This window comes from Micromonospora sp. NPDC005686 (genome assembly GCF_042871665.1).
Lineage (GTDB): Bacteria > Actinomycetota > Actinomycetes > Mycobacteriales > Micromonosporaceae > Micromonospora.
Genome location: NZ_JBIAIY010000020.1, coordinates 1 through 26048, shown reverse-complemented (window position 1 = coordinate 26048; position 26048 = coordinate 1). Strand labels below are relative to the sequence as shown.

27 protein-coding genes and 2 pseudogenes are annotated in these 26048 nt (G+C 71.5%); 19 read left to right on the top strand and 10 right to left on the bottom strand.

The window, feature by feature from the left end; genetic code table 11:
* Window positions 1-179, bottom strand: a pseudogene (locus tag ACFYON_RS28670) (ABC transporter ATP-binding protein); the annotation flags it as partial.
* A gap of 189 nt (window positions 180-368) precedes the next feature.
* The gene (locus tag ACFYON_RS28665) at window positions 369-1994 is read right to left on the bottom strand and encodes a hypothetical protein (protein WP_355047485.1); all 1626 of its coding nucleotides are present in this window, start codon (window positions 1992-1994) and stop codon (window positions 369-371) included.
* Window positions 1995-2133: 139 nt separating this feature from the next.
* On the opposite strand from ACFYON_RS28665, the gene ACFYON_RS28660 reads away from it, so the two are divergent.
* The 5 genes from ACFYON_RS28660 to ACFYON_RS28640 all read left to right on the top strand — a co-directional run bounded on the left by ACFYON_RS28660 (window position 2134) and on the right by ACFYON_RS28640 (window position 9163).
* Window positions 2134-3570, top strand: coding sequence for a TldD/PmbA family protein (locus ACFYON_RS28660; RefSeq protein ID WP_355047484.1), 1437 nt, complete (start codon window positions 2134-2136; stop codon window positions 3568-3570).
* A 76-nt stretch (window positions 3571-3646) separates the two neighbouring features.
* Window positions 3647-5056: a metallopeptidase TldD-related protein gene (locus ACFYON_RS28655; RefSeq protein ID WP_354870780.1), complete on the top strand. Its 1410-nt coding sequence runs from the start codon at window positions 3647-3649 to the stop codon at window positions 5054-5056.
* A gap of 224 nt (window positions 5057-5280) precedes the next feature.
* Window positions 5281-6102 (top strand): hypothetical protein, encoded by an 822-nt coding sequence (locus tag ACFYON_RS28650; RefSeq protein WP_354870777.1) that lies wholly within the window; start codon window positions 5281-5283, stop codon window positions 6100-6102.
* Between the two features lie 10 nt (window positions 6103-6112).
* Complete coding sequence (locus tag ACFYON_RS28645; protein WP_354870775.1) at window positions 6113-8023, top strand: fumarate reductase/succinate dehydrogenase flavoprotein subunit; 1911 nt, start codon at window positions 6113-6115, stop codon at window positions 8021-8023.
* 3 nt (window positions 8024-8026) lie between these two features.
* Window positions 8027-9163 carry a succinate dehydrogenase/fumarate reductase iron-sulfur subunit gene (locus ACFYON_RS28640; RefSeq protein ID WP_354870773.1) on the top strand — a complete coding sequence of 379 codons (1137 nt, stop codon included), beginning with the start codon at window positions 8027-8029 and terminating at the stop codon, window positions 9161-9163.
* Between the two features lie 150 nt (window positions 9164-9313).
* Here the strand turns inward: ACFYON_RS28640 and ACFYON_RS28635 are convergent, their stop codons facing one another.
* Complete coding sequence (locus ACFYON_RS28635) at window positions 9314-9754, bottom strand: (deoxy)nucleoside triphosphate pyrophosphohydrolase (protein WP_354870771.1); 441 nt, start codon at window positions 9752-9754, stop codon at window positions 9314-9316.
* Between the two features lie 184 nt (window positions 9755-9938).
* Here ACFYON_RS28635 and ACFYON_RS28630 point away from each other — a divergent pair, with 184 nt between their 5' ends.
* From ACFYON_RS28630 to ACFYON_RS28590, 9 genes are all read left to right on the top strand, one after another.
* The gene (locus ACFYON_RS28630) at window positions 9939-10247 is read left to right on the top strand and encodes a 4a-hydroxytetrahydrobiopterin dehydratase (RefSeq protein WP_354870768.1); all 309 of its coding nucleotides are present in this window, start codon (window positions 9939-9941) and stop codon (window positions 10245-10247) included.
* Between the two features lie 125 nt (window positions 10248-10372).
* Window positions 10373-10705, top strand: coding sequence for a hypothetical protein (locus tag ACFYON_RS28625; RefSeq protein ID WP_354870765.1), 333 nt, complete (start codon window positions 10373-10375; stop codon window positions 10703-10705).
* A 93-nt stretch (window positions 10706-10798) separates the two neighbouring features.
* Window positions 10799-11161 (top strand): PH domain-containing protein, encoded by a 363-nt coding sequence (locus ACFYON_RS28620; protein ID WP_354870762.1) that lies wholly within the window; start codon window positions 10799-10801, stop codon window positions 11159-11161.
* A 13-nt stretch (window positions 11162-11174) separates the two neighbouring features.
* The gene (locus tag ACFYON_RS28615; RefSeq protein ID WP_354870760.1) at window positions 11175-11888 is read left to right on the top strand and encodes an ElyC/SanA/YdcF family protein; all 714 of its coding nucleotides are present in this window, start codon (window positions 11175-11177) and stop codon (window positions 11886-11888) included.
* A 206-nt stretch (window positions 11889-12094) separates the two neighbouring features.
* Window positions 12095-12826, top strand: a complete 732-nt coding sequence (locus ACFYON_RS28610) for a class I SAM-dependent methyltransferase (protein ID WP_354870758.1) — start codon at window positions 12095-12097, stop codon at window positions 12824-12826.
* A 100-nt stretch (window positions 12827-12926) separates the two neighbouring features.
* Entirely contained in the window at window positions 12927-13418 is a 492-nt protein-coding gene (locus ACFYON_RS28605) for an N-acetyltransferase family protein (protein ID WP_354870756.1), read from the top strand.
* Window positions 13419-13606: 188 nt separating this feature from the next.
* Entirely contained in the window at window positions 13607-13966 is a 360-nt protein-coding gene (locus tag ACFYON_RS28600) for a GntR family transcriptional regulator (protein ID WP_354870754.1), read from the top strand.
* Window positions 13963-14841, top strand: a complete 879-nt coding sequence (locus tag ACFYON_RS28595; protein WP_355094958.1) for an ABC transporter ATP-binding protein — start codon at window positions 13963-13965, stop codon at window positions 14839-14841. The genes ACFYON_RS28600 and ACFYON_RS28595 overlap by 4 nt, the downstream gene beginning before the upstream one ends.
* Window positions 14838-15533, top strand: a complete 696-nt coding sequence (locus ACFYON_RS28590; protein WP_354870749.1) for an ABC transporter permease — start codon at window positions 14838-14840, stop codon at window positions 15531-15533. Before ACFYON_RS28595 ends, ACFYON_RS28590 begins: the two co-directional genes overlap by 4 nt.
* Before the next feature lie 145 nt (window positions 15534-15678).
* On the opposite strand, the gene ACFYON_RS28585 is transcribed toward ACFYON_RS28590, so the two are convergent.
* A complete protein-coding gene (locus ACFYON_RS28585) occupies window positions 15679-16293 on the bottom strand; it encodes a TetR/AcrR family transcriptional regulator (RefSeq protein WP_387188756.1) in 615 nt (204 codons plus the stop codon).
* 27 nt (window positions 16294-16320) lie between these two features.
* On the opposite strand from ACFYON_RS28585, the gene ACFYON_RS28580 reads away from it, so the two are divergent.
* On the top strand, window positions 16321-17292 hold the full coding sequence (locus ACFYON_RS28580; RefSeq protein WP_357711881.1) for an NAD(P)H-binding protein: 972 nt from the start codon (window positions 16321-16323) through the stop codon (window positions 17290-17292).
* Window positions 17293-17340: 48 nt separating this feature from the next.
* On the opposite strand, the gene ACFYON_RS28575 is transcribed toward ACFYON_RS28580, so the two are convergent.
* Entirely contained in the window at window positions 17341-18159 is an 819-nt protein-coding gene (locus ACFYON_RS28575) for an isocitrate lyase/phosphoenolpyruvate mutase family protein (RefSeq protein WP_387188758.1), read from the bottom strand.
* A gap of 84 nt (window positions 18160-18243) precedes the next feature.
* Window positions 18244-18624 carry a MerR family transcriptional regulator gene (locus ACFYON_RS28570; protein ID WP_387188759.1) on the bottom strand — a complete coding sequence of 127 codons (381 nt, stop codon included), beginning with the start codon at window positions 18622-18624 and terminating at the stop codon, window positions 18244-18246.
* A 25-nt stretch (window positions 18625-18649) separates the two neighbouring features.
* On the opposite strand from ACFYON_RS28570, the gene ACFYON_RS28565 reads away from it, so the two are divergent.
* On the top strand, window positions 18650-19453 hold the full coding sequence (locus ACFYON_RS28565) for an aminotransferase class IV family protein (RefSeq protein ID WP_387188760.1): 804 nt from the start codon (window positions 18650-18652) through the stop codon (window positions 19451-19453).
* A 184-nt stretch (window positions 19454-19637) separates the two neighbouring features.
* Here ACFYON_RS28565 and ychF read toward each other — a convergent pair whose 3' ends face one another.
* The 3 genes from ychF to ACFYON_RS28550 are packed head-to-tail and all read right to left on the bottom strand — an operon-like array spanning window position 19638 to window position 22067.
* Window positions 19638-20723 carry a redox-regulated ATPase YchF gene (gene ychF / locus ACFYON_RS28560; protein WP_354870745.1) on the bottom strand — a complete coding sequence of 362 codons (1086 nt, stop codon included), beginning with the start codon at window positions 20721-20723 and terminating at the stop codon, window positions 19638-19640.
* Window positions 20724-20781: 58 nt separating this feature from the next.
* Entirely contained in the window at window positions 20782-21528 is a 747-nt protein-coding gene (locus ACFYON_RS28555; protein WP_354870743.1) for a peptidase E, read from the bottom strand.
* A gap of 26 nt (window positions 21529-21554) precedes the next feature.
* Entirely contained in the window at window positions 21555-22067 is a 513-nt protein-coding gene (locus tag ACFYON_RS28550) for a MarR family transcriptional regulator (protein ID WP_354870741.1), read from the bottom strand.
* Window positions 22068-22159: 92 nt separating this feature from the next.
* Here ACFYON_RS28550 and ACFYON_RS28545 point away from each other — a divergent pair.
* Window positions 22160-22981, top strand: a pseudogene (locus ACFYON_RS28545) (EamA family transporter); the annotation flags it as partial.
* A 50-nt stretch (window positions 22982-23031) separates the two neighbouring features.
* On the opposite strand, the gene ACFYON_RS28540 reads toward ACFYON_RS28545, so the two are convergent.
* Entirely contained in the window at window positions 23032-23496 is a 465-nt protein-coding gene (locus ACFYON_RS28540; protein WP_354870739.1) for a hypothetical protein, read from the bottom strand.
* A gap of 243 nt (window positions 23497-23739) precedes the next feature.
* Here ACFYON_RS28540 and ACFYON_RS28535 point away from each other — a divergent pair, with 243 nt between their 5' ends.
* Window positions 23740-25191, top strand: a complete 1452-nt coding sequence (locus ACFYON_RS28535; RefSeq protein ID WP_354870737.1) for an AlkA N-terminal domain-containing protein — start codon at window positions 23740-23742, stop codon at window positions 25189-25191.
* Window positions 25188-25700, top strand: a complete 513-nt coding sequence (locus tag ACFYON_RS28530) for a methylated-DNA--[protein]-cysteine S-methyltransferase (RefSeq protein ID WP_354870735.1) — start codon at window positions 25188-25190, stop codon at window positions 25698-25700. The genes ACFYON_RS28535 and ACFYON_RS28530 overlap by 4 nt, the downstream gene beginning before the upstream one ends.
* The last annotated feature ends 348 nt before the right edge of the window (window positions 25701-26048 follow it).

The window sequence follows — 26048 nt, the reverse complement described above, 5'->3', positions numbered from 1 at the left end:
AACGTGCGACCCCGCTCGACCGCGAACGACACACCGTCCACAGCCCGCACCACACCGTCCTCGGTGTCGAACCGCACCCGCAGATCCCTGACCTGGAGATAGGGCCCGTCGCCGGAGCGCTGCTCCGGCACCTCCGGGCGGTCCGGCTCCCCAGACGGCACCGCCTCCGACCTGCCCATTGACCGCCTCCCCTTCGGTGATGAAGAGAACCTACAGGAAATCACCGAAGGTGAAAATAAGCTACAAAGAGCGAGCTGTCAGCGGCCGGAGTGTAACGACATGGTTTCCGATCAGCCGATCCTGCCGCAGATCCGCCCTCACCGCACGCGCTCCCGGTGGGCGGCTCGGCCCGCCCACCGGGAGACACATCAGCCTTCGGTGACGGTGAGGACCACCGGGCCACCGGGCAGCGTGCGACTGTCGGAGCGATCCGGCATGTTCCAGGTGGTGCTGGCCCGGGCGGCGTCGCTCAGCGCGAATCCCACCGTGTACCTCCCCGGGGACAACCCCTGCCACGGAAGGTAGAGCCAGGTGGTCACCGTCCCGTCGGGCGCCTGACTTGTGCCCCCGAAGGACTGGGACACCACGTCGCCGTCGGCGTCGTACAGGTGGACGTCCACGCCGTTGATGGGTGCGACCTGCACCTCGGCGTCGATGGTGAGCTTGACCGAGGCCTGTCCCACCTCGCTCGACGGCACCGAGGACGGGTCGAGAGTGGCGCTCCGCGCCATCGGCGGGTTGGTGCTCGGCACCCGGGTGATGGTCAACCCCGGATCCGGCGCGCGGTACATGCTCCCGTACAGCGCCACGTTGCCCGCGCCGTCGACCACCGCCAGGCCCTCGACCACGCACTTCTCGGTCTGCTGGTACACCATGACCCGCACCGCCACGCGGCCGTCCGCCCCGGCGGTGGGCAGGCCGTACTGCTGGCAGCCGCCGACGAGGTCGAGCTGAATGGTCGAGAGCCCCTTCCGCGCGTCGGTCACGACCATGCTGACATCGGTCATCACCGAGTCACGCCAGTTGTCCACCGGGTTCGGGCTCACCGCGAAGTCGCTCGCCCGTAGCGTGGAGTTCGTCGTGGTGGTGACGGACGGCGCGGTCGGATTCTTGTAGGTGGTCGTCCCGCCGGCATTGTTCCGGAGCACCAGGGCCGCCACCCGCCAGTTGCCGGTGGCCGTGTCGGAGGGCAACGCCACGTCGACAGCGCACGTCATGGAGACGCCGTCCTGCTGACCGCTGCTGACCCGGCCGCACCGCAGACCCGTGCTGTACTCCTCACGTTCCCAGGTGAAGGCCGTGGTGATGCTCGCGCCGCCCGGACCGGCCAGCCGGATCGTGCCCTTCCAGAAGCCGGACTGCCAGTCCTGCACCGTGAAGTCGTAGGCCACCGTCGCCGGACCGTTGCCCAGATAGAGGTAGGGACGGCGCAGGAGCCAGTTCAACGAGATCGAGTCGGCGCTCGGCCCGGACGAGTCGATCAGCGTCCGGGCCGTGAACTGGTAGCCGAAGGCCTGGAGGCGGGTTCCGGAGACCGTGGCCGTGGTGCCCCGGTAACCGATGGTGACCTTGGTGACCTCCCACAGGGCGGTGTCCGCGTCGGAGAAGCGCCGGACCGGGAGGTCGAAGGAGTAGGTGGACCTCTGCGGCGTTCCCGATTCGTACACGCCGTCGCCGCAGCAGGTCTCCTGGTACGCGTAGCGCGCGACCCAGTCGTGGCCGACCAGTTCGCCGGTGACCGTGCTACGCATGCGCATCGTGACCGTACCGAAGACGAAGTCGGCGGCGGGATCGGAGTTGGTGACCGTCCAGGTCAGCTTGTTGGCGGCGTAGTCACCCGTCGCGTCCACCGTGGTCTCGGCGAACGCGAGGGCGGCGAGCCCGAGTCGCGGGGCCGCGGCGTGGGCGGCAGTGGCGCCGAACATGGTCGCGGCAACCATGACGACGAGCGTCAACGCACCGCGGAGTAGTCGGTGCGCGGAAGTGGCAGACATGGGGATTTCTTATCAGCGTTGACCGATTCCGGTTGCCCCGCGACCGCCCTGACCGGCGTCGATTTCGAGACAGGCGGCCGCACCGCCGGATGACCTCGTCCCCTGACGGATGTCGGTGCGCTCGCCTAGGGTCGAACGCATGAGCGAGTTCGACGCGGCGACCGCCGCCGTCCAGGCCGCCCTCGACGCGGGCGCCCGCTACGCCGACGCCCGGGTCATGCACCGCCGCTACGAGTCGATGTCGGCACGCAACGGCGACATCGAGGAGCTGAGCCAGGACGAGAGCATCGGGCTGGGCGTCCGCGCGCTCGTCGGGTCGGGTTGGGGCTTCCACGCCGTACCCGATCTGTCCGACGCGGCGGCCCGCGACGCCGGCCGGCGTGCCGCGGCGATCGCCACCGCGAGCGCCCGGGTTCCCGGGCCGCCGATCGACCTGGTGCCGGTCGAGGCGACGGTGGCGAGCTGGGCCTCGGACTGCGTTGTCGACCCGCTCGGGGTGCCGCTGTCGGACAAGGGCGACCTGCTGGTCCGGGCCACCGCCACGATGCGCGAGCACGGCGCCGACCTGGGCGAAGGGCTCTATCAGATCTGGGACACCTCGAAGTGGTTCGTCTCCAGCGAGGGTCACCGCATCGACCAGCGCATCCGTGAGTGCGGCGGCGGGATCTCGGCCACCTCGATCGGTGCCGGCGAGACCCAACGCCGGTCCTACCCGAGCTACCGGGGGCAGTACGGCACCACCGGCTGGGAGCTGGTCACCTCGCTGGACCTGGCCGCGCACGCCGCCCGGATCGCCGAGGAGTCCCGCGAGCTGCTCAGCGCGCCGCTCTGCCCGAGCGGCGAGACCGACCTGATCCTCGGCGGCGAGCAGCTCGCGCTTCAGATCCACGAGTCGGTCGGGCACGCCATCGAGCTGGACCGCATCCTCGGCTGGGAGGCGGCGTTCGCCGGCACGTCCTGGCTAGACCTGGCCCGGCTCGGCTCGCTGCGTTACGGCTCGGAGCTGATGAACGTGACGATCGACCCGACCATCCCGGGCGCGCTCGGCAGCTTCGGCTACGACGACGAGGGCTCACCGGCGGTCGCCCGCGACGCGGTGCGCGACGGGCGGTGGGTCGGGGTGCTCGCCGGGCGGGACTCGGCCGCCGTCGCCGGCGTTGACTACGGCGGCAGCGTACGGGCGGACGGCTGGGCCCGGCTGCCGATGGTGCGGATGACGAACGTGGGCCTGGAACCGGGCCCGCACACGCTCGACGAGATCATCGCGGCCACCGACGACGGGGTGCTGATGGACGTCAACCGGTCCTGGTCGATCGACGACAAGCGGCTCAACTTCCAGTTCGGCTGCGAGATCGGCTGGGAGGTGAAGAAGGGCCGCCGGGGGCGGATGCTGCGCAACCCGACCTACACCGGCATCGGGCCGGTCTTCTGGCGCTCGATGGACATGCTCTCCTCGGAGACCGTCGCCTGGGGCACGCCCAACTGCGGGAAGGGGCAGCCCGGCCAGATCGGGCACACCGGCCACCCGGCCGCGCCGGCCCGGTTCCGCGACGTCCGGGTGGGGGTGCGGGCATGAGCGAGCGCAGCGAGCGAATCAGCAGGCTCAGGGCGACGGTGCCTCATGACGGCACGGAGCGAAGCGGAGTGCCGGCATGAGCGCCGAGTTGGAGATCGCCGTCGGGGTGGTGGACCTGGTCCGGCACACGGCCGGTCCGTCCGCCGAGGCCGAGGTGCTGGTGACCCGAACCGATCTGGCGCTGACCCGGTTCGCCAACTCGTTCATCCACCAGAACGTGGCCGAGACCGGCGTCGCCGTACACCTGCGGTTGCACGTGGACGGGCGGACCGCGACCGGCAGCGGCAGCCGGGTCGACGCGGACGGGCTGGCCGCGCTCGTCGAGCGGGCCCGGGCCGCGACCCGGCTCGCGCCGCCCGACCCGGCCTGGCCGGGACTCACCCCGCCGACGCCGGTGCCGTCCGGTCCGGCCGTCGACGAGGCCACCGCGTTCGCCTCGCCCGACGAGCGGGCCGAGCGGGTACGCGCGTTCGTGGACGCGGTCGAGGGACTGGAGGCGGCCGGCTACTGCCGCACCGCGTACCGGTCGGGGGCGTTCGCCAACTCCGCCGGGCACACGGCGACCGGCCGGGCGGCCGAGGCGGCGATGGACGGCATCGCCCGGGCCGGCGGCGCGGACGGGGTGGCTCGGCTCTGCGCCGACCGGCTGGCCGGCCTCGACGGCACGGCGCTCGGCGCCAGCGCGGCGGCGAAGGCGCGCGCCGCGGCCGACCCGGTCGAGCTGCCGCCCGGGCACTACGAGGTGGTGCTCGAACCGGCGGCCGTCGCCGACCTGCTGCAGAACCTGGCCTGGTACGGCTTCAACGGCAAGCGGTACGCCGAGCGGCAGTCCTTCGCCGAGCCGGGCACCGCCCAGTTCGACCCGGCGGTGACGCTGGTGGACGACCCGCTGCGCGCCGGCACGCTGCCGTTCGACCTGGAGGGCACGCCCCGGCGGGCGTTGCCGCTGGTCGAGGGGGGCACCACCGGGGCGGTGGCGTACGACAGGCGCGCCGGCGCGGCGGCGGGCGCCGGGTCCACCGGCCACGGTATGCCGGGCAGCGCGACCTTCGGGCCGATCCCGCACAACATCCGCCTGTCGGCGGACCCGCGCGTCGCCGATGCGGGCGTGACCGTCGCGGACGGCCCTTTGAGCGCGGGCGTGACCGGGGCGGTGGGCGACCCGGACACCGCCGCACTGGTGGCCGGGATGCGACGCGGGCTGCTGGTGAGCGACTTCTGGTACACCCGCGTACTGGACCCGAAGCAACTTGTGGTCACCGGGTTGACCCGCAACGGGGTGTGGCTGGTCGAGGACGGCGTGCCGACCCGCGCGGTACGCGACTTCCGGTTCACCGAGTCGTACCCCCGGGCGCTGGGGCCGGGCCGGGTGCTCGGCCTGGGCCGGACGGCGGTGCGCCAGCCGGGCCGCGTCGACGGCTCCTGGTACGAGGCGCCGACGCTGCGGCTGTCCTCCTGGCACTTCACCGGCGGCGCGTCCGGGTGACGCCGCGCCTCCGGGCGTGCCAGGGCACCGGTCGGCGCACCGTTCGACCCACCGTCACATTGATCATGAACTGACTCTTTCCAAGCTGCGGGACACACGGGACACTGCGTTGCGCGGCCGGGCCGTGAAGATCGGCGTAACGTGTGTCACCTAGCCGCACCGGTTCGCCGGTGTGGCCTCGCGCGTGCGCAGGACGTGACAGTGACGTCAGGGAGATGACTCGAATGACAACTACGTCGGCCAGGACGCCGAGACCGCAGCCGCGGGGAGGGCGGGCACGCGCCGCCATCGCGGCGAAGACGTTGCGGACCGACAGATGGTGGCTCGCCCCGCTGATCACAGTGGTGGGGCTCAGCGCGTGGGTCATCTACGCGACGGTCCGGGTCTTCATGCACAAGTGGTACTGGGTGGAGCAGTACCACTACCTGACGCCGTTCTACTCCCCCTGCGTCACCGACCGCTGTGTCGAGGGCTCCTCGCACTTCGGCTCGTTCCTGCCCGGCTGGTGGATCATCCCGGACGCGGCGCTCACCCTGCCGTTCCTGTTGCTGTTCCGGCTGACCTGCTACTACTACCGCAAGGCGTACTACCGGTCGTTCTGGCTGTCGCCGCCGGCCTGCGCCGTGCCCGACGGGCACCAGTCGTACAGCGGCGAGACGCGGTTCCCGCTGCTCGGGCAGAACCTGCACCGCTACTTCTTCTACGCCGCCGCGATCATCTCGCTGATCAACACCTGGGACGCGATCCTGGCCTTCCACTCCCCCGAGGGCTTCGGCTTCGGCCTGGGCAACATCATCCTGATCGGCAACGTGGTGATGCTGTGGGCGTACACGATCTCCTGCCACTCCTGCCGACACATCATCGGCGGGCGGCTCAAGCACTTCTCGAAGCACCCGATGCGCTACAAGGCGTGGACCGGGGTGTCCTGGTTGAACGTCCGGCACATGCAGCTCGCCTGGATCACCCTGGGCACCCTGGCGTTCACCGACTTCTACGTGATGGCGCTGGCCGCCGGCTGGTTCAGCGACCTGCGGTTCATCAACTGAGAGCCTGGACATGACTGAGACGCGAATCGAACGACACCACTACGACGTCGTCGTGATCGGGGCCGGTGGCGCCGGCCTGCGCGCGGCGATCGAGGCCCGGCTGGCCGGCAAGAAGACCGCGATCATCTCGAAGTCGCTGTTCGGCAAGGCGCACACGGTGATGGCCGAGGGCGGCGCCGCTGCCGCCATGGGCAACGTGAACTCGCGCGACAACTGGCAGGTGCACTTCCGGGACACCATGCGCGGCGGCAAGTTCCTCAACAACTTCCGGATGGCCGAGCTGCACGCCAAGGAGGCGCCGCAGCGGATCTGGGAGCTGGAGACGTACGGCGCGCTGTTCGACCGCACCAAGGACGGGAAGATCTCGCAGCGCAACTTCGGCGGCCACGAGTACCCGCGCCTGGCACACGTCGGCGACCGGACCGGCCTGGAACTGATCCGTACGCTCCAGCAGAAGATCGTCTCGCTCCAGCAGGAGGACAAGCAGGAGTTCGGCAGCTACGACGCGCGGATCCGGGTCTTCTCCGAGACCACGATCACCGAGCTGCTGCTCGACGGCGACCGGATCGCTGGCGCGTTCGGCTACTACCGCGAGTCCGGCGAGTTCATCCTCTTCGAGGCGCCCGCGGTGGTGCTGGCCACCGGCGGTGTCGGACGGTCCTACAAGGTCACCTCGAACTCGTGGGAGTACACCGGCGACGGCCACGCGCTGGCGCTGCGCGCCGGGGCCACGCTGATCAACATGGAGTTCCTCCAGTTCCACCCGACCGGCATGGTCTGGCCGCCTTCGGTGAAGGGCATCCTGGTCACCGAGTCGGTACGCGGCGACGGCGGGGTGCTGAAGAACTCCGAGGGCAAGCGGTTCATGTTCGACTACGTCCCGGACGTGTTCCGCAAGCAGTACGCGGAGACCGAGGAGGAGGCGGACCGCTGGTACACCGACCCGGACAACAACCGGCGTCCGCCGGAGCTGCTGCCCCGCGACGAGGTCGCCCGCGCGATCAACAGCGAGGTCAAGGAGGGCCGGGGTACGCCGGCCGGCGGCGTCTACCTGGACATCGCCTCCCGTAAGTCGGCCGAGGAGATCCGCCGCCGCCTGCCGTCGATGTACCACCAGTTCAAGGAGCTGGCCGACGTCGACATCACCAAGGAGCCGATGGAGGTCGGCCCGACCTGTCACTACGTGATGGGCGGCGTCGAGGTGGACCCGGACTCCGGCGCGGCGTACGGCACGGTGCGCGGCCTCTACGCAGCCGGCGAGGTGTCCGGCGGCATGCACGGCTCGAACCGGCTCGGCGGCAACTCCCTGTCCGACCTGCTGGTCTTCGGCAAGCGCGCGGGCGGGCACGCCGCCACGTACACCGACCAGCTCACCGCCCGCCCGGCGGTGTCGGTGGCGGCGGTCGAGGCCGCCGTGGAGACGGCGCTGGCGCCGTTGCAGCGGGACACCGGCGAGAGTCCGTACCAGCTCCAGCAGGACCTCCAAGCGGTGATGGGCGACCTGGTCGGCATCATCCGCCGGGAGAGTGAGCTCGAAGACGCCATGCGCAGGCTGGCCGAGCTGCGGGAGCGGGTGGCGAAGGTGAGCGCGGTCGGGGGCCGGCGCTACAACCCGGGCTGGCACCTGGCGTTGGATCTGCGCAACATGCTCGTGGTCTCGGAGTGCACCGCGATGGCGGCGCTGGAGCGGCAGGAGTCACGCGGCGGGCACACTCGGGAGGACTATCCGGCGATGGACCCGAAGTGGCGGCGGGTCAACCTGGTCTGCTCGCTGGACGGTGACGCGGTCCGGCTCACCGAGAAGCCGCTGCCGAAGATGCGGCCGGAGCTGATCGGGCTGTTCGACCGGGCCGAGCTGGCCAAGTACCTGACCGACGAGGAACTCGCCGAGTTCGACGCCCTCACCGAACAGGAGCGCTGAGGAATGGGAACCGATCCGCAGCAGGCGACCGGCAAGCCGGGCGCGAAACGCCAGTTCCGCATCTGGCGGGGCGACGAGACCGGCGGCGACCTGCAGGACTACACCGTCGAGGTGAACGAGGGCGAGGTGGTCCTCGACGTGATCCACCGGCTCCAGGCCACCGAGGCGCCGGACCTGGCGTGCCGGTGGAACTGCAAGGCCGGCAAGTGCGGCTCCTGCTCCATGGAGATCAACGGCAAGCCGCGGCTGGGCTGCATGACCCGGATGTCGACGTTCGAGGAGTCCGAGACCGTCACTGTCACCCCGCTGCGCACCTTCCCGGTGATCCGGGACCTGGTCACCGACGTCTCGTTCAACTACGAGAAAGCCCGGGAGACCCCGGCGTTCGCGCCGCCGGCCGACGTGGCGCCCGGCGACTACCGGATGCAGCAGGTCGACGTGGAGCGCTCGCAGGAGTTCCGCAAGTGCATCGAGTGCTTCCTGTGCCAGAACGTCTGCCACGTGATCCGTGACCACGACGAGAACAAGCCGGCCTTCTCCGGTCCCCGGTTCTTCATCCGGGCGGCCGAGCTGGACATGCACCCGCTCGACGCCCGTACCGACCGGCGGGAGTACGCGCAGTCGGACATGGGGCTCGGATTCTGCAACATCACCAAGTGCTGCACCGAGGTCTGCCCCGAGCACATCAAGATCACCGACAACGGGATCATCCCCATGAAGGAACGGGTCGTCGACCGCAGGTACGATCCCCTTGTGTGGCTCGGTAACAAGATCTTCCGGAGGGGTCAGGTGCCTCAGACCAGCGCGACCAGCGGGCATTCGAGCGGTACCGGCACGTCCGGAGCGGCGCACGGCGGGGCGCACGCGCACGGCGGCTCCTCGCCCGCCGGGGTGCACTCGCACGCGGGCGGCTCGCACGACAGCGCCGCCGAGCGTCAGGCGCAGCAGGGCGTCAACTGGCACCGCGAGGTGCCACACCCGACCGCCCCGGCGGTGGACGCCAACGGCAGGCTGCCGCTGACCGAACTGACGTTCAACAAGGCCGCCGCGCCGTCGCCGTTCGGCGACGACGTGACGTTCCCCCTGCCACCGGAGCACCTCAACTTCGCTCACCCGCAGCAGGACGAGCCGAAGCACTGAACAGCAGCACGACGATGACGGGGGCCCGCGGCACACGCCGCAGGCCCCCGTCCCGTTTACGCCCGGGCTGTCCGGTGCGACGTCGAGCCCAGCCGGTGGCGTCCGGCCGGCCCGGCTCACCGACGCGGCGGGCACGACGCCCGGCGACGGTCAGGAGGCGTCGAGCAACGGGCGAAGCGCGGCCACGATCGGCACGTCGGCCGGCAGCCAGTCGACGCTGTCCAGCTCGGCTGCGGACAGCCAGCGCAACTCGGCGTGTTCCAGGGCCTTCGGCTCCTCGCCGTGCAGCAGACGGGCAGCGTAGACGCGCAGCACGGACCGGCCGTGCGCCATCCGTACGTCGCGGCCGACACGCGCACCGACCGCCACCCGTACGCCCAACTCCTCGGCGCACTCCCGGGCCAGCGCGTCGGTCTCGGCCTCGCCCGGCTCGACCTTTCCGCCCGGGAACTCCCAGCGCCCCGCCGCCTCGGGGGGCGCGGAGCGCTCACACGCCAGCACCCGGCCACCCTCGATGATCGCCGCCCCGACGACCACCCTCGGCTCCCGCCGGTCGGCCTGCCCGCCTCCGCTAACCCGTTCGGTCCGCACGGACCACCAGCGTGCCAGATCAATCGGCGGTTTGGGTAGCGGCGTCGGCCGTCAGGTCAGCAGAACACGGAAGTGTGGGCGTGGACACACCATCTGAGTGGCGAGAGACTAGAGGGCGTCGACTGGGACACGGGATGGCGACGATTTGGCCACAAGCCGGCAACGACGCCTGGGAGGTGCGGTGATGCGCGTGCTGTTCAGCGGCCGTGCGAAGCACGACTACCTCAGCGACGCACTGGCCCTGCTGACCGGGTGGACCCGGGAGGGCGAACAGATCCGCCGCACCATCGTTCTCGACGACACCCAGCACGCCGCGCTCACCGAGCGGGTGGCGGTGGTGGCCGACGCGCTGCGGCTGCGCCCCGAGATCAGCCGGCGGGCCGATCGTACGCAGATCAGGCTGGGCCACGACGACGGCGAGCCGCTCACCGAGGGCGAGGTCCTGCTGGCGGCACGCATCGAGGACGCGGTCCGGGCCGTCACCGAATCCTGACGTTTCCTCAAAGATCGCTGGAAATTCCGGATTCGGAAAAACCTGTAGGGGTGGGACATCCAGCAACGGGAGGCGCAAGGCTCCCGAAGCAGACGGACTGTGCGATAACCCCATAGGAGCTGACCATGACGACACCCACCGCGGCCACCGACCGGTCCACCGACCACGGGCACACCGGACACGTCGAACGCGACGTGCGGCACCCGCGCCGCCACGGCGAGGAGACCAAGCCGGCATGGAAGACCACCGAGCTGGCCGTCTACGTGCTCGCCGTCATCGGTGTCCTCATCGCCTCGAACGCCGTCGGTGACGGCGCGGCGGACAACGGCGCCGACTACTTCGCCGCCGACAAGGCGTGGTGGTACATCACGCTGCTGACCATCGGTTACCTCGTCAGCCGCGGCCTGGCCAAGGCCGGCAGCCGCAGCCGCGACCACGACCCGCGCGTCGACCACTGACCCCCGGTACACGCTCGTGGCCCCGTCCCGGTGGACGGGGCCACGACCGTTCGGGGCTCCTCCGGGCTGGCGCACCCCGCCTACCCTGGGCGCATGTCTGGCCCCACGTACGACCGCAAGGAACAGTTCCAGCAGGTCCAGAGCGGGCTGCTGCCCGGTGAGCAGATCATCGCCGTCTACGACGCGATCGGCACCGGCACCGGCTTCATCGGCCTGACCGACCGCCGCGTGATCATCCAGGACCGCTCATTCGTCGGCAAGCGGTACGCGATCACCAGCATCCCGTACTCGAAGATCACCAGCGTGAGCGTGGTGAGCAACAAGTCCTGGGGTGGTTCGTTCTTCTCCACCGGGTCGATCGCTGTGCACGTCGGCACGCACACCTACGAGGTCGAGTTCCGGGGCGAGCAGAAGAGCCACCACGTACACAACGTGATCCTGCATCACATCTCCTGACACAATCGCCGCCATGCGAGGGCTGACAGCGCGATGGCGGGTCTTTCGAGACGCTCATCGGCGGGTCGTACGCCTGGTCGGCCGCCTCCTGGTGCTCGCCACCGCCGTCGCGCTGCTGCTTGGCGCCGCGACCGTCGCCAGCGTGACCTGGGTTCGCGACGCGGCAGAGGGCCACCTGTTCGACGCCGCGGGCGTGCCGGAGACGCCGGTGGCCCTGGTGCTGGGCACCAAGGTGGAACCGGACGGCACGCCCGCACCGTTCCTGGCCGGCCGGCTGGAGACCGCCCGGCGGTTGTACGCGAGCGGCAAGGTCAAGGTGCTCCTGCTCTCCGGCGACCACATGGACTGGGACTACGACGAGCCGGACGCGATGCGGCGCTGGCTCGTCGACCGGGGTGTGCCGGCGGAGAAGACGGTGCTGGACCACGCCGGATTCGACACGTACGACTCGTGCGTGCGCGCGTACCGGGTCTTCGGGGTGCGGCAGGCCACAGTGGTCACCCAGTCGTTCCACCTGCCGCGCGCGGTGGCGCTCTGCCGGGCCGCCGGCATCGAGGCCGTCGGCGTCGGCGACGACACCGCCAGGCGATACGCCGGCCAGTGGCGGATCAGCTCCACCCGGGAGTACGGCGCGTGTCTGAAGGCCGCCGCCGACGTCCTCACCGGGCGTGACCCGGTGCACCTCGGCCGCCGGGAGACCGGAGTGGACGACGCGCTGCGGACGTAATCCGGTTGTCCCTCGGCACGGCTGCTGGTCTGCTGGACCCCTCGAAGCCGACCGGAGGGAGCACCGCCATGCCGAACGCTGCGAAGCCCAGCCCACCCGTCGTCCCCTCATCCGAAACGAGGCTTCGTGTTGTCGTACCCCATTCCGGCGCAGGTCACTGACCTCGCGCCGCGTCGCGTCCCCTCCACCCGACGGGCGGGCGCGTGATGTCCGTCTTCGACGATCCCGGCCTGTTCGGCCGGCTCTGGGCCGCCACCTACGACGGTCCCGGCAATCCCGACCCGGCCCCGGCCGTCGACCTCCTCGCCCGGCTGGCCGAGGGCGGCCCGGTGCTCGAACTGGCGATCGGCACCGGCCGGGTGGCCCTGCCACTGGCCGAGCGCGGGCTCGCAGTCGAGGGCGTCGAGGCGTCCCCGGAGATGGTCGCGCACCTGCGCGCCAAGCCGGGCGGCGCGGACATGCCCGTCACCATCGGCGACATGGCGGACGTCCCGGTCCCCGGGCCGTACCGTCTGGTCTTCCTGGTGTTCAACACGCTGTTCAACCTGGTCTCGGAGGAGCGCCAGGCGGCGTGCTTCCGCAACGTCGCCCGGGTGCTCGCGCCCGGCGGGGCGTTCGTCATCGAGGCATTCGTGCCCGACCCGGCGGACTTCGACCGGGACGAGCAGGTCCAGGTGCGGGAGGTAACCGAGGACTCGGCCACCGTCCGCATGCACCGGTACGACCGGGCGGCGCAGACGTTCGTGCGGCAGACCGTGACGTTCGACGCCGCCGGCGTGCACCTCAAGCCGTTCGCCATGCGGTACGCCTGGCCGGAGCAGATCGACGAGCTGGCGGAGCGGGCCGGACTTCGGCTCACCGAGCGGTACGCCGACTGGGACCGGTCGCCGTTCGACGCGGACAGCCGCTCGCACATCTCCGTCTACCGGCGCCGGTGACGGCCGCGCCGAGGGGCCGGGGTGTCCCGTCCCGGCCCCTCGGTCGCGCCGATTACGCTGACACCCCCGGGGTCTGCGCGGTTTCCGACAGGAGGAACCGATGAGAGTCACCGTCGCCGCCATGGACGACTCGCACGCCGACGCCGTGCTGGAGATCTACCGCCTCGGCATCGACGAGGGCAACGCCACGTTCGAGACCGAGCCGCCGGACTGGACGCGATTCACCGCCACTCGCCTGCCCGGCCACCGCTGGGTGGCGCTCGACGAGGCGGGCGACGTACTCGGCTGGGTGGCCTGCTCGGCGGTCTCCGACCGCCGCGTGTACGCCGGGGTGGTCGAACACTCCGTCTACGTGCACCCGCGCGGGCGCGGGCGCGGCGTCGGCCGGGCGCTGCTGGACGCGCTGATCGCCTCCACCGAGGCGGCCGGGATCTGGACCATCCAGTCCGGCGTCTTCCCGGAGAACACCGCGAGCCTCGCGCTGCACGCGGCGTGCGGCTTCCGGGTCGTCGGCACCCGCGAGCGGGTCGGCCGCCACCACGGCACCTGGCGCGACGTAACCCTCATCGAACGCCGCAGCCCTCGCATCTGACCCTCCCCTTCCCCCTCCCCTCACCCCGGTGATCAAGGAGTTTGTGTCCGCTCTGGGCGGCTGAGGCGACCCGAACTCCTTGATCACGCGGGTGGGTGGGGGCGGCTGCGCGTACCCGAAAGGCACTTGACGCGAGGGCGCGCTGGTGCGATGGTTAGCTACATGAGTAACGAACCAACGGAGCTGGCATGGATGACGGTCGTCCGATCTTCGTCCAGATCGCGGAGCTGATCGAGAACTCGATCATCGACGGGACGTACGCGGAGGAGACCCAGGTGCCGTCCACAAACGAGCTGGCGGCGTTCCACCGGATCAATCCGGCGACCGCCGCCAAGGGGATCAACCGCCTGGTCGATGACGGGCTTCTCTACAAACGCCGGGGAATCGGAATGTTCGTGGCAACGGGGGCCAGCGAAACGCTCCGAGAGCGTCGCCGGCACGAGTTCTCTGATCAGTACGTGCGGCCCCTCATCGAGGAGGCCCGCAAATTGGGCATCGGCACCGACGAGCTGAAGAAGCTCATCGAGACATGGGAGGAACAACGATGAGCGTCGTGGCGGCTGCCGGCCTCACGAAGCGGTACGGCGACGTGGCCGCTCTGGACGACGTCACCTTCACGCTGACGGGCAACAAGATCTACGGACTTCTCGGCCGCAACGGCGCCGGCAAGACGACGCTGATGCAACTGATCACCGGCCAGCAGAGCGTCACCAGTGGCGACCTGACGGTCTTCGGCGAGCGGCCGTACGAGAACGAACGGGCGCTGTCGCGCGTGGCCTTCATCAAGGAGAGCCAGACGTACCCGGCCGCCTACCAGGTACGGCACGTCCTGAGCCTGGCGAGGCGGCTGTTCCCGAACTGGGACGAGGACTTCGCGCAGTCCCTCGTGGACGGCTTCGAGCTGCCACGCAAGCGCAACGTCCGCAAGCTGTCCCGAGGCATGACGTCCGCGCTGGGCGTCACGATCGGCCTGGCCGCACGGGCGCCGCTGACCTTCTTCGACGAGCCGTACCTGGGGCTCGACGCCGTCGCCCGGCAGCTCTTCTACGACCGCCTGCTGGCCGACTACGCCGAGAACCCGCGCACCGTCGTGCTCTCCACGCACCTCATCGACGAGGTGGCCGACCTGATCGAGCACGTGGTGCTGCTCGACCACGGCAGGCTGCTGCTCGACTCACCCAGCGACGACCTGCGCGGAGAGGTGATGGAGGCGACCGGCCCCGCCGAGGCAGTGGACGAGTTCGGGACCGCGTACGTGGTGCTGCACCGCGAGCATCTGGGCGGTGCGGCCCGGACGACGCTGCGCGGCTCGTTCGACAACGCCGAACGGCTGCGCGCCAAGAAGCTCGGCATCGACCTGGCGCCCGTATCACTGCAGCAGGCCGTGGTGCGCCTGACGACGGAAAGGACGAACTCCCGATGACTCGCATCCTCGACGTCGCCCGGATGCACACCATCGCCTGGCTCGGCCAGTTGGCCTGGCCGTGGGGCATCATGGCCCTCTCGCTCGGCGTCAACCTGCTGATCTTCGCCTCGATCGGCGAGGCGGCGCCGGGCAAGAACACCACGGGCGGCCTGGCCAGCCTCTACATCGTCTGCTCGATCGTCGCCGCCGCCTCGATCAGCCAGGTGTTCCCGTTCGCGCTCGGCATGGGCGTCACCAGACGTACCTTCTATCTCGCCACCATGCTGGTGAACGTGGTGCAGGCGGTCGTCTACGGCGTCCTGCTCTACCTGCTCAACCTGATCGAGGGTGCCACCGGCGGCTTCGGGATCGAGCTGCGGTTCTTCCGGATCCCGTACATCGACGTCGACAACGGGCTGCTGCAGATCGCCGTCTACGCGGTGCCGTTCCTGTTCCTGAACTTCGTCTCCATCTTCGTCGCCGTCTGGTACGTCCGGTTCGGCATGAACGGCCTCCTCGGCGCCGGCGCGGCCCTGATCCTGGTGACCGGCCTGCTCACCGCGTTGGTCATCTGGCAGGGCTGGTTCGGCGACATCTGGCAGTGGCTGAGCAGCCAGGACCAGGCCAGCCTGCTGGTGGGATGGCCGGCCCTGGTGGCCGTCGTGGCCGCGCTCGGGGGCATGGCGGCCATCCGCCGGGCCAACGCCTGACGGTTGCGCACCACCCGGCCGCCGGTCCGCGAAACGCGGGCCGGCGGTCGTCTGCGCGACGGTTGTCGGCCTGTCGGAGCGGTTGTCCAGGGCCACGAAGAACGGCTTACCGCGCCGGTGAGGACCGCGATGCCGACGTCCGGCCTCAGGAGCCGCCCGTTGCCTGATCCAGTTGGGCGAAGGCCTGGTCTGCGTCGGCGACCGCCTCGGGTTGCACATCGCGTGCGGTCCGCCCGTCGGCGACCTTCTGCCAGTTGGTGCGGGCCAGTACGCGTTGCACCGCGATCAACTGGGCGGCTTGCAGTCGGCCCCGAACACCCGGTGCGATGACGGCGGCCAGTGCGTCCTCATCGTCGAACATGTACTGCAGGAGGCGTCCGGCCAGACTCGGGGTGGTGAACACCAGCCGATGAAAGGCCACCACCTCCGGATGATCATTGAGGCCGGTGACCGGCTCGAAGCGATCGAGACCGGCCCGGAAATGCCGGTGCAGCGCCGTCACCGGGGCGATGTCCGGCTGACGGTCACGGACCACCCGTGCGGCCTCGCCGTTGTGGTCCGCGAAGCGGTGCAGAATCAGGTCTTCCTTGGTGGCGAAGTAGCGGAACAGGGTCGGCTTCGACACCTCGGCCGCCGCGGCGATGTCAGACACCGACACCTGATCGAACCCGCGCGCCAGGACCAGCGAGATCGCCGCATCAGCGATCGCGTCCCGGGTTCGCACCTTCTTGCGGGCGCGCAGCCCGACCGGCTCGGTCACCCTGCCACCGTAACATTTATTACCGGGTTGCTTTTTTTACCCGGTAACGTTTCGATGGGGGTCATGGAACAGACAGACACCCGCCGCCCGTCGGCAACCGGCGACGCTGCCACGACGCCTCGGGGGAGACCACCGATCCTCGTCATCGGGGCGACCGGACGAGTCGGACGCGGCGTGATCAACCTGCTGACCGACGCGGGCGTGCCGGTCAGCGCCCTCGTGCGCCGCGCAGAGTCGGCGGCGACACTGCCCCCCGATGTCGAGATCGTCACCGGCGATCTCACCGCTCCCGAATCGCTCGGCACCGCGCTGCACGCCGTCAGCACGGTCTTCCTCGTCTGGACCGCCCCGCCACAGACCGCGGCGGCCGTCGTCGACCGGCTGGCCACCCACGCACGGCGGGTCGTCTACCTGTCCGCACCACATCGGACCCCGCACCCGTTCTTCCAGCAACCGAACCCGATGGCGAGGCTGCACGCCGAGATCGAGCGGCTCATCGCGGCCACCGGCCTCGACTCGACGATCGTCCGGCCGGGGATGTTCGCGTCGAACGCCCTCCACTGGTGGGCCGCCGCGATCCGTGGCGGCGGCGTGGTCCGGTGGCCCTACGGCGCGGCCGAGACAGCCCCGGTCGACGACCGAGACGTGGCTGCGGTCGTCGCGCGGACCCTGTCCGAGAACGGGCACGCCGGCGGCGATTACGTCCTGACCGGCCCCGAATCACTCACCCAGGCCGAACAGGTGCGCATCATCGGAGACTCGCTGGATCGTCGGATCACGTTCGAGGAACTGTCGCCCGACGAGTTCCGGCGTGAGACCCCAGTGGCCTCGCGCCCGGCCGTGGACATGCTCCTTGCCGCGTGGAACGCAGCGACAGGACGCCCCGCACACGTCACTTCCACGGTATCCGACCTGCTCGGAAGGCCAGCTCGAACGTTCCGCCAGTGGGCCACCGACCACACCACGGCGTTCACCCAGGACTCCGGCCCGACACATTGAGGGTTGACCACCGAACGCAACCAGGCGACCGGAGGACCACCGCTCGAGTCAGCCCTTCGAGGGGATCGCAGCCATCAGCGCATCGGTCTCGGCGAAGCCGAGTGAGCCGTCGAGGGCCTGGTAGGTGCCGGCGGTCAGCAACTCGCAAGCGGCGCGCCGCGCCGCCGCGTACGCGGCCAGGGCGATCGCCGGGCCGAGGCTGACCCTCGTGACGCCCAGGCCGGCAAGCTCACCGATCGAGGGTGAGCCCGGACCGGCCATGACGTTCAACGGCACCGTGAGCTTGGCGGCGAGCGCCGCCACGGTCTCGGCATCGGCCACACCGGGCACAAAGACGCCGTCTGCGCCAGCGGCGATGTAGGCCGCCGCGCGGTCAAGCGTATCCCGCAGCCGGGTGGAGGGATCTCCGAGCGACATCAGGTAGGTGTCGATCCGGGCGTTGATGAACAGCGCCGAACCGGCGGCCTTCCGCGCAGCCGCGATCCGTTCGGCGTGTTCGGCGGCCGGCCACGGACCGTCTTCCAGGTTGACACCTACCGCCCCGGCGTCGAGCACCCCCCGGATCGTCTCGGCGACCCCGACGGGGTCCTCCGCGTACCCGCCTTCGATATCGGCGCTGACCGGCACGCTGACCGTGGACGCTACGCGCCCGATCAGGTCAAGCGCGCGGTCACGGCCCATCGCCTCGCCATCGCCCGCGCCCATGCTCCAGGCCACCCCGGCGCTGGTAGTTGCGATGGCGGCTGCTCCGGCCTCCTCGATCAGCCGCGCGCTCGCGGCGTCCCAGGCGTTGGGCAGCACCAGCGGTTGACCGGGGCGGTGCAAGGAACGGAAGTGCAGGGCCTGTTCGTCGTGCGAGTTGGTCATGGACCAAGCAAGCCGCCGATCGGGCAGCCGATCTGGCGGGTATCAGACCACACCGTCGGGTGGTGGTCTGCTCGCCCGGAGCTGTTACTGCTCCGGGGTCGAGGAGTCGATGAGTCCTTGGAGGGCGGTGCGGGTGCTGAGGAGGCTGGCGATGCGTTCGTCGTAGGCTTGAAGGTGCCCCATGAGGGTGGGCACAGCGCAGGGTTCGAGCCGGCCGGGTTCGCGGATGCACTCCAGCAGCTCGGCGATCACACGAGTCGGCAGGCCGGCCTCCAGCAGAAGGCGGATGGAGCGGACCTGCTCCACAGCCGAGGCCGCGAAGATTCGCTGCCCGGTCGCAGAGCGCTCGGTGGCCAGCAGGCCCTGGTTGTCGTAGTAGCGCAGCAACCGCGGGCTCACCCCCGTGCGGGAGGCCAGCTCACCAACGCGCAGCAACTGCCTGTCCCGGGCGCTTGCCTTTGACACTGGTGTCAACTCCTACATTCCTGGCATGGCTGTCTCGCTCACTCATCTCAACGGTAAGCCCGCCACCGCCATGGAGCTCGCGCCGCTGGCCTTCGCCGGCTACGCCCATTTCACCGCGATGCAGGTCCGCGACGGGGCTGTCCGAGGCTTGGATCTACACCTGGAGCGCCTGCGCCGGGCGAGCGAGGTGCTGTTCGGTCAGCACCTACCCGACAGCCGGGTCCGCGAGTACCTTCGCGCGGCCATCGACGCGGGCGGACCGGATGTGTCGCTTACCTGCTTCGTCACCTCCCGGCCAGGGGAGTTCATGACCACCAGCCCTGAGCTGAGTCTGGACGTGCTGATCAACCTCACCGATCCGGCCCAGCCGCCTGCCGCGCCGATGGCCTTGGAGATCGTCCACCATCAGCGGCACCTGCCTGGCATCAAGCACGTCGGCGAGGTCGCCAAGACCTTGTACCTCCGGCAGGCCCAAGCCCGCGGCTTCGACGACGCCGTTTTCCAGGACGGTGAGGGCCGGTTGAGCGAAGCGACCATTTGGAACCTGGCCCTGTGGGATGGCGAGCGGGTCATCTGGCCGCAGGCCGACATCCTGCCCGGAGTAACCATGCAGATCGTCACCCGCCAGCTCCAGAAGCTCGGCGTCCCTCAGCAGACTCGCGAAATCCGCCGAGCCGACCTGAGCGAGGACCTGGCCGTCGTCGTCATGAACTCGTGGACCCCAGCCATTCATGTCTCCCGCCTGGGAGACAGGCAGCTCGCGAACGGCGCCAACTTCGCCCACCTCCTGCACGAGGCATATCAGGCCGAGCCCTCAGCCCGGCCCTGAAACCGGTGTGAGCAGTTGGTTGACCGCCATCCGCTGCCGGGCGAACAGGTGGCACGCTGCCGCGACTCCACTCGGCTACCGCCGCCTGCCGACCGTCGTGCCCTCCGGGGTGCAGGCGTGGGGTGTGCTCCCGGTGAACCCCAGGCGAGGAACCAACCTCGTGACCTGCGACAACAGGCCAGATTCAGACGTTGAAGCGGAACTCCACCACGTCGCCGTCCTGCATCACGTACTCCTTGCCCTCGATCCGGACCTTGCCGGCGGCCTTGGCCGCCGCCATCGATCCGGCCGCGACCAGGTCGGCGTAGGAGACCACCTCGGCCTTGATGAAGCCGCGCTGGAAGTCGCTGTGGATCACCCCGGCGGCCTCCGGCGCGGTCGCGCCGACCGGGATCGTCCAGGCCCGCGCCTCCTTGGGGCCGGCCGTCAGGTACGTCTGGAGCCCGAGCGTCCGGAAGCCCACCCGCACGAGCTGGTTCAGGCCGGGCTCGGACTGCCCGATCGACTCCAGCAGCTCGCGGGCCTCCTCCTCGGGCAGGTCCACCAGCTCCGACTCGATCTTGGCGTCCATGAAGACCGCCTCGGCGGGCGCGACCAGGCCGCGCAGCTCGTCGAGGAACTCGGCGTTGCCCAGCTCGGCCTCGTCGACGTTGAAGACGTAGAGGAACGGCTTGGTGGTGAGCAGGTGCAGCTCACGCAGGTGTTCCAGCTCGACCTTCGCGGCGGCGGCGCCCGCGTAGAGGGTGACGCCGCTGTCCAGGACCTCGACCGCCTTCTTGGCGGCCTCGACGGCGGCGGCCCGGTCCTTGCGGAGCTTGGCCTCCTTCTCCAGCCGGGGCAGCGCCTTCTCCAGCGTCTGGATGTCGGCCAGGATCAGCTCGGTGTTGATCGTCTCGATGTCGTCGGCCGGGGAGACCTTGCCGTCGACGTGCACCACGTTCGGGTCGGAGAAGGCACGCACCACCTGGCAGATCGCCGATGCGTCCCGGATGTTGGCGAGGAACGCGTTGCCCCGTCCCTGCCCCTTGGAGGCGCCTCGGACCAGGCCCGCGATGTCGACGAACGAGACCGGCGCCGGCAGCACCTTCTGCGAGGAGAAGATCTCGGCCAGCTTGGCCAGCCGCTCGTCGGGCAGCCCGACCACACCGACGTTCGGCTCGATGGTGGCGAACGGGTAGTTCGCGGCGAGCACGTCGTTCTTGGTCAGCGCGTTGAACAGGGTGCTCTTGCCCACGTTGGGTAGGCCGACGATGCCGATGGTGAGACTCACGACGAGTCAGCTTACGCGGTTCGCCGCCCGCGCCGGGCAGGCAGGTCCGCGAAGCCGGTCACTCCGACGCGGCGGACAGCAGGCGCGGCTCGATCCGGGTCTCGGCGACGGTGCCGTCCTCGGCGCGGACCAACTCGTACGCGGCCACGCCGGGCCGGTCGGCAACGGCCTCGGCCAGCCGGGTGCCCCGGTAGATCAGCCCCACCCCGTCGTCGGTGCAGTGGCTGGCCGGCAGCGTGCCGTCGGCGACCAGCCGGTGCATGAGCGGGCGGCGCTGCTCCTCGCTGTCGTAGTGCACGCCGTTGCCGTACGGGAGCCAGCCCAGCCCTTCGGTGAAGGGCCGCAGCGTCGGGCCGTAACTGTCGGTGGCGCCGCCGGTGTGCCAGCAGATCGACCCGGCGGAGACCCCGCCGAGCACCACTCCGGCCTGCCAGCACTCGTGCAGGATCTCCGGCAGGCCGTGCACCCGCCAGACCGCGCAGAGGTTCGCCACGCTACCGCCGCCGACCCAGATGACGTCCTGCGCGAGCAGGTGGGCGCGAATGTCCTCGACGTTCGGCATCGGGTAGAGCGCCAGGTGGGAGGCGCGGAACCGGGTGCCGGCGAAGGCGCCGTAGAAGACGGTGAACCCGGTCGGCTGGTCGCCGGTGGCCTGGCCGAGGTAGCAGACGCGCGGCGCGTCACCGGCCCCGGCCAGCTCGGCCATCAGGTCGAACAGGGCGCTGGGCCGCGCGTCCCAGGGGCCACGCCGACGGCTGGAGAAACCCATGCTGGTGGCGACGATCGTCGGTTCGCTGGCGGGCATGGGCGTCCTTCCGGTGACGGTGCCGATCATTGTGCCGGACCCGAAGCGTCGGTGCCGGCCGCCGCGAGCAACGTGCGCAACAGGTCGGCCAGCCGGTCCTGGTCGGCGGGCGGAAGCGCGTCGAGGATCCGCCGCTGCACCGCGAGCCCGGCCTCGACCGACTCGTCGACCACCCGGCGGCCGGTGTCGGTGAGGCTGACCCGCAGCGCCCGCCGGTCGGCCGGGTCCGGCGAGCGCCGCACCAGGCCGGCCCGTTCCAGCCGGTCGAGCCGCCCGGTCATGCCGCCCGAGGTGAGCATCAGCGAGGCGGCGAGCGCCTTCGGCGCCAGTGTGTACGGCGAGCCGGAGCGCCGCAGCGCGGCCAGCACGTCGAACTCGCCCCGGCCGATGCCCCAGTCCGCGTACACCTTCTCCTGGCCGTCGCCGACCAGGCGGGCGAGCCGGTAGATGCGGCCGAACACGGCCATCGGCTCGGGCCGCATGCCGGGGCGCTCCCGCCGCCACTGCTCGACGATCACGTCCACCTCGTCGCCTGTCACGGCTGCCGATTGTGCCGCACGTCCCACTTCCCCTTTTCGTTCGGGGCTGATTAGCTTAGCGCTAAGATACTTATGCCCAAGAAGAGGCTGCCATGAACCGCCACTGGACCGACGTCGCGCTCACCGCCGCCGCGCCGCTCACCTGGGGCACCACCTACCTGGTGACCGCCGAACTCCTTCCCCCGGACCGGCCGCTCTGGGCCGGGGCGATCCGCGCCCTCCCGGCCGGTCTGCTGCTGCTCGCCCTGACCCGCCGGCGACCACACGGCCCCTGGTGGGGACGAGCCGCCGTGCTCGGCGCGCTGAACATCGGGGTGTTCTTCCCGCTGTTGTTCCTCGCCGCGTACCGGCTGCCCGGCGGCACCGCCGCCGTGCTCGGCGCCACACAGCCGCTGCTGGTGGCGGCGCTCACAGTCGCGGTGCTCCGCGACCGCCCCACCCGGCCGGCGCTGGTCGCCGCCGTGGCCGCACCGCTCGGCGTCGCCCTCGTGGTGCTGCGTCCGGGTGCCGGCCTCGACCCGCTCGGCGTCGCCGCCGGACTGGCCGGCGCCGTGGCGATGGCCGCCGGGCTGGTGCTCACCCGCCGCTGGGGACGGCCACCCGGTGTGGGCGTCCTCGCCGCGACGAGCTGGCAGCTCGTGGCCGGCGGCCTGATGATCGCGCCGGTCGCCGCGGCCGTCGAGGGCGCGCCGCCCGCGCTCGACGGGCCGGCAGTGCTCGGGTACGCGTGGCTCGGGCTGGCGGGCACCGCGCTGGCGTACGTGCTGTGGTTCCGCGGCGCGGCGCGGCTGCCGGTGTCCCGCGTGTCGGTGCTGGGCGCGCTGAGCCCGCTCACCGCCGCCGCGCTCGGCTGGGTGGTGCTCGGCCAGGCGCTGGACCCGGTCCAGCTCACCGGGTTCGCGGTGGCCGTGGCGGCCATGATGCTCGCCCAGTTGCCGGACCGAACGGCGATGCCACCCGGCGCTCAGCCGGCCCGCAGCCGGCGCCAGTCCTCCGGCCGGGTGTCGGCGGCGATGCCCTCGGGCAGCACACCGGCCGGCAGCTGCGCCGCGGCCGCGAGCGGCAGCGTGAACCGGTGCGCGGCGGCGGGCCCGGCCGCATACGACCGGTCGAGCAGCCACCGCACCTCGTCCGCGGTCCAGCCCAGGCCGGGGCGGGCCGCGATCTCCCGGACCAGCCGCAGGCCGACCCGGGTGTCGTCGTCGTAGAAGCGCATGCACCAGTGGTGTGCCCACATGCCGAGCGCGCGCAGCCCGTCCGGGTCGAGAGAGCCGGCGAGCCGCCCGCAGGCGGTGTCCGCGAAGGGGCGGCCGGGGTCACCGGCCCGGTCACGCTCGATCGCGCCGTAGGCGGCCGGCGCCACCGCCCGCATCCGCTCGTAGAAGCCCTCCACCACCGCCGCGTCCAACGGCGCCCGCCCCGATCGCATCAGCGGACACCCCGCCCGGCCACGCTCGCCATCCCCCGCACCTCTTCTTGAGTTGGTGGCGGGACGCTACCGACCACTTACGACACTTTCTCGGGTCCGCTGGTCATGATCCACGCCACCTCGCCGAGGTGGCGGCATCCCGGGGCCGGGGATACCGCCACCTCCCCGAGCTGGCGCGACTGCCTCACGTCATGTCCGAATCCCGCCAGCCGAGCCTGGGAGCTGCGAGGCAGGATCGAGGGCATGGAGCTGGACTTCGAGCGGTGCTACCGGGCCGTCGACAGCCGCGACCCGCGGTTCGACGGCTGGTTCTACACCGGCGTGACGTCGACCGGGATCTACTGCCGGCCGTCGTGTCCGGCCATGACACCGAAGCGGCGCAACGTCCGGTTCTTCCCGTCCGCCGCCGCCGCGCAGGGAGCCGGGCTGCGGGCGTGCCGCCGGTGCCGGCCGGACGCGGCACCGGGCTCGCCCCAGTGGGACGTCCGGGCCGACCTGGTCGGCCGCGCCATGCGGCTGATCGCCGACGGCGTGGTGGACCGGGACGGGGTGCCCGGTCTGGCCACCCGGCTGGGCTACACCGAGCGGCACCTGCACCGGATGCTCCGGGCCGAGCTGGGCGCCGGCCCGCTGGCGCTGGCCCGGGCCCAGCGCGCGCAGACCGCCCGGATCCTGATCGAGACCACCGGCCTCGGCCTGGCCGAGGTGGCCTTCGCCGCCGGGTTCGGCAGCGTCCGGCAGTTCAACGACACGGTCCGCGACGTCTACGGCGGCACCCCGTCCGAGCTGCGGGCCGGGCGACGCGGCCCGGCCGCGACCGCCGGGGCGGGCACGCTCGCGCTACGGCTGGCCCACCGGCCTCCGCTGCACGCGGGCGCGCTGCTGGACTTCCTCGCGCTGCGTGCGCTACCCGGCATCGAGGTGGTCCGCGAGCGCACCTACCACCGAGGGCTGCGCCTGCCGCACGGTCCCGCCACGGTGGCGCTGACCCCCGCCGACGGATACGTGGCCGCCACGCTGCGGCTGGCCGACATGCGTGACCTGGCCCCGGCCGTGGCCCGCTGCCGCCGCCTGCTCGACCTGGACGCCGACCCGGTCGCGGTGGACGCCACACTGGCCGCCGACCCCGCGCTGGCCCGGGCCGTCGCGGCGGAGCCGGGCGTCCGGCTGCCGCACGCGGTCGACGGCTTCGAGCTGGCCGTCCGCGCCGTCGCCACCCAGCAGGTCTCGCTGACCTCGGCGCGGACCACGCTCACCCGCCTGCTCGCCGCCACCCGGTCCGCCACCGGGACGGGTGCCGGCGACCCGGCGGACGGCCTGGTGGCGTTCCCCGGCCCGGCCGAGGTGCTCGCCGCGCCGGACACGGCGTTCCGGATGCCGGCGGCCCGCCGGGAGACGATCCGGGCGCTGGCCCGCACGGTCGCCGACGGCGAGCTGGACCTGGAACCCGGCGGCGACCGGGAGGAGGCGGTCCGGCTCCTGGCCTCGGTGCCCGGCATCGGCCCGTGGACCACCGGCTACCTGGCCATGCGCGCACTCGGCGACCCCGACGTCGCGCTCACCACCGACCTGGGCGTCCGCCGCGGCGCGGCAGCGCTCGGCCTGTCCGACGACCCGAAGACCCTGTCCGCGTACGCCGACCGCTGGCGCCCCTGGCGGTCGTACGCGACCATCCGACTCTGGAGAGCAGCATGAGCACTGTGGACAGCACAGTCATCGACACCCCCAGCGGCCCGTTGAGCGTGCTCGCCGGCCCCAGCGGGGCGGTACGCGCGGCGGGTTTCACCGCCGACCCGGCGGCCCTGATGCTGTTGATCCACCCGAGTCTGCGCGGTGAGCTGCGGGAACGGGCCGAACTCGGTCCGGTGACCGCCGCCGTTCGCGCCTACCTGGACGGTGACCTGGCCGCCATCGACGCGGTGGCGGTCGAGCAGCACACCGGCGGGCCCTTCCTGACGCACGCCTGGCGGGTGCTGCGCGACGTCAAGCCCGGCGACCCGGTCACCTACACCGGGTTCGCCGCGCTGGCCGGGCGACCGGCTGCCGTGCGGGCCGCCGCGGCGGCCTGCGCCCGCAACGCCGCCGCGCTGTTCGTGCCGTGCCACCGGGTGCTGCGCACCGATGGCACGCTGGGCGGCTACCGCTGGGGGCTGGATGTGAAGAAGTGGCTTCTCGGGCATGAGGGACGGGTGACGGCTAGCTGACAGCCGCACCGGCACCCCCGGCGGCTACCGTCTGGTAGTGCCCGCGTCCAGCGACGGCAATCCCGCGGCGCATATCGACGCCCGGTCCCAGCCGCTGCACAACCTCTGGCGGCTGCGGCCCTACCTGCGCCCGTACGCGATGGAGTTCGCCTGGCTGCTGGTGGCGGCGGGGGGGCCCCCCCCCCCCCGCGGGGGGGGGGCGCCCCGGGGGGGGGGGGGGGGGGGGGGGGGGGGGGGGGGGGCGGGGGGGGGGCGCGGGGGGGGCCGGCCGGGGGGGGGGGGCGGGGGGCCCCCGGGGGGGGGGGGGCGGCGGGGGCGGGGGCGGGGGCGGCGCGGGGGGGCGCGGGG

Excerpts from the sequence above, each read along its gene's own strand:
- ACFYON_RS28600 (WP_354870754.1), top strand. The coding sequence starts at position 13,607 with ATGGATGACGGTCGTCCGATCTTCGTCCAGATCGCGGAGCTGATCGAG.
- ACFYON_RS28660 (WP_355047484.1), top strand. The coding sequence starts at position 2,134 with ATGAGCGAGTTCGACGCGGCGACCGCCGCCGTCCAGGCCGCCCTCGAC.
- ACFYON_RS28590 (WP_354870749.1), top strand. The coding sequence starts at position 14,838 with ATGACTCGCATCCTCGACGTCGCCCGGATGCACACCATCGCCTGGCTC.
- ACFYON_RS28530 (WP_354870735.1), top strand. The coding sequence starts at position 25,188 with ATGAGCACTGTGGACAGCACAGTCATCGACACCCCCAGCGGCCCGTTG.
- ACFYON_RS28540 (WP_354870739.1), bottom strand. The coding sequence starts at position 23,496 with ATGCGATCGGGGCGGGCGCCGTTGGACGCGGCGGTGGTGGAGGGCTTC.
- ACFYON_RS28655 (WP_354870780.1), top strand. The coding sequence starts at position 3,647 with ATGAGCGCCGAGTTGGAGATCGCCGTCGGGGTGGTGGACCTGGTCCGG.
- ACFYON_RS28610 (WP_354870758.1), top strand. The coding sequence starts at position 12,095 with ATGTCCGTCTTCGACGATCCCGGCCTGTTCGGCCGGCTCTGGGCCGCC.
- ACFYON_RS28575 (WP_387188758.1), bottom strand. The coding sequence starts at position 18,159 with ATGACCAACTCGCACGACGAACAGGCCCTGCACTTCCGTTCCTTGCAC.
- ACFYON_RS28615 (WP_354870760.1), top strand. The coding sequence starts at position 11,175 with ATGCGAGGGCTGACAGCGCGATGGCGGGTCTTTCGAGACGCTCATCGG.
- ACFYON_RS28595 (WP_355094958.1), top strand. The coding sequence starts at position 13,963 with ATGAGCGTCGTGGCGGCTGCCGGCCTCACGAAGCGGTACGGCGACGTG.
- ACFYON_RS28605 (WP_354870756.1), top strand. The coding sequence starts at position 12,927 with ATGAGAGTCACCGTCGCCGCCATGGACGACTCGCACGCCGACGCCGTG.
- ACFYON_RS28630 (WP_354870768.1), top strand. The coding sequence starts at position 9,939 with ATGCGCGTGCTGTTCAGCGGCCGTGCGAAGCACGACTACCTCAGCGAC.
- ACFYON_RS28555 (WP_354870743.1), bottom strand. The coding sequence starts at position 21,528 with ATGCCCGCCAGCGAACCGACGATCGTCGCCACCAGCATGGGTTTCTCC.
- ACFYON_RS28625 (WP_354870765.1), top strand. The coding sequence starts at position 10,373 with ATGACGACACCCACCGCGGCCACCGACCGGTCCACCGACCACGGGCAC.
- ACFYON_RS28535 (WP_354870737.1), top strand. The coding sequence starts at position 23,740 with ATGGAGCTGGACTTCGAGCGGTGCTACCGGGCCGTCGACAGCCGCGAC.
- ACFYON_RS28565 (WP_387188760.1), top strand. The coding sequence starts at position 18,650 with ATGGCTGTCTCGCTCACTCATCTCAACGGTAAGCCCGCCACCGCCATG.
- ACFYON_RS28645 (WP_354870775.1), top strand. The coding sequence starts at position 6,113 with ATGACTGAGACGCGAATCGAACGACACCACTACGACGTCGTCGTGATC.
- ACFYON_RS28665 (WP_355047485.1), bottom strand. The coding sequence starts at position 1,994 with ATGTCTGCCACTTCCGCGCACCGACTACTCCGCGGTGCGTTGACGCTC.
- ACFYON_RS28650 (WP_354870777.1), top strand. The coding sequence starts at position 5,281 with ATGACAACTACGTCGGCCAGGACGCCGAGACCGCAGCCGCGGGGAGGG.
- ACFYON_RS28640 (WP_354870773.1), top strand. The coding sequence starts at position 8,027 with ATGGGAACCGATCCGCAGCAGGCGACCGGCAAGCCGGGCGCGAAACGC.
- ACFYON_RS28620 (WP_354870762.1), top strand. The coding sequence starts at position 10,799 with ATGTCTGGCCCCACGTACGACCGCAAGGAACAGTTCCAGCAGGTCCAG.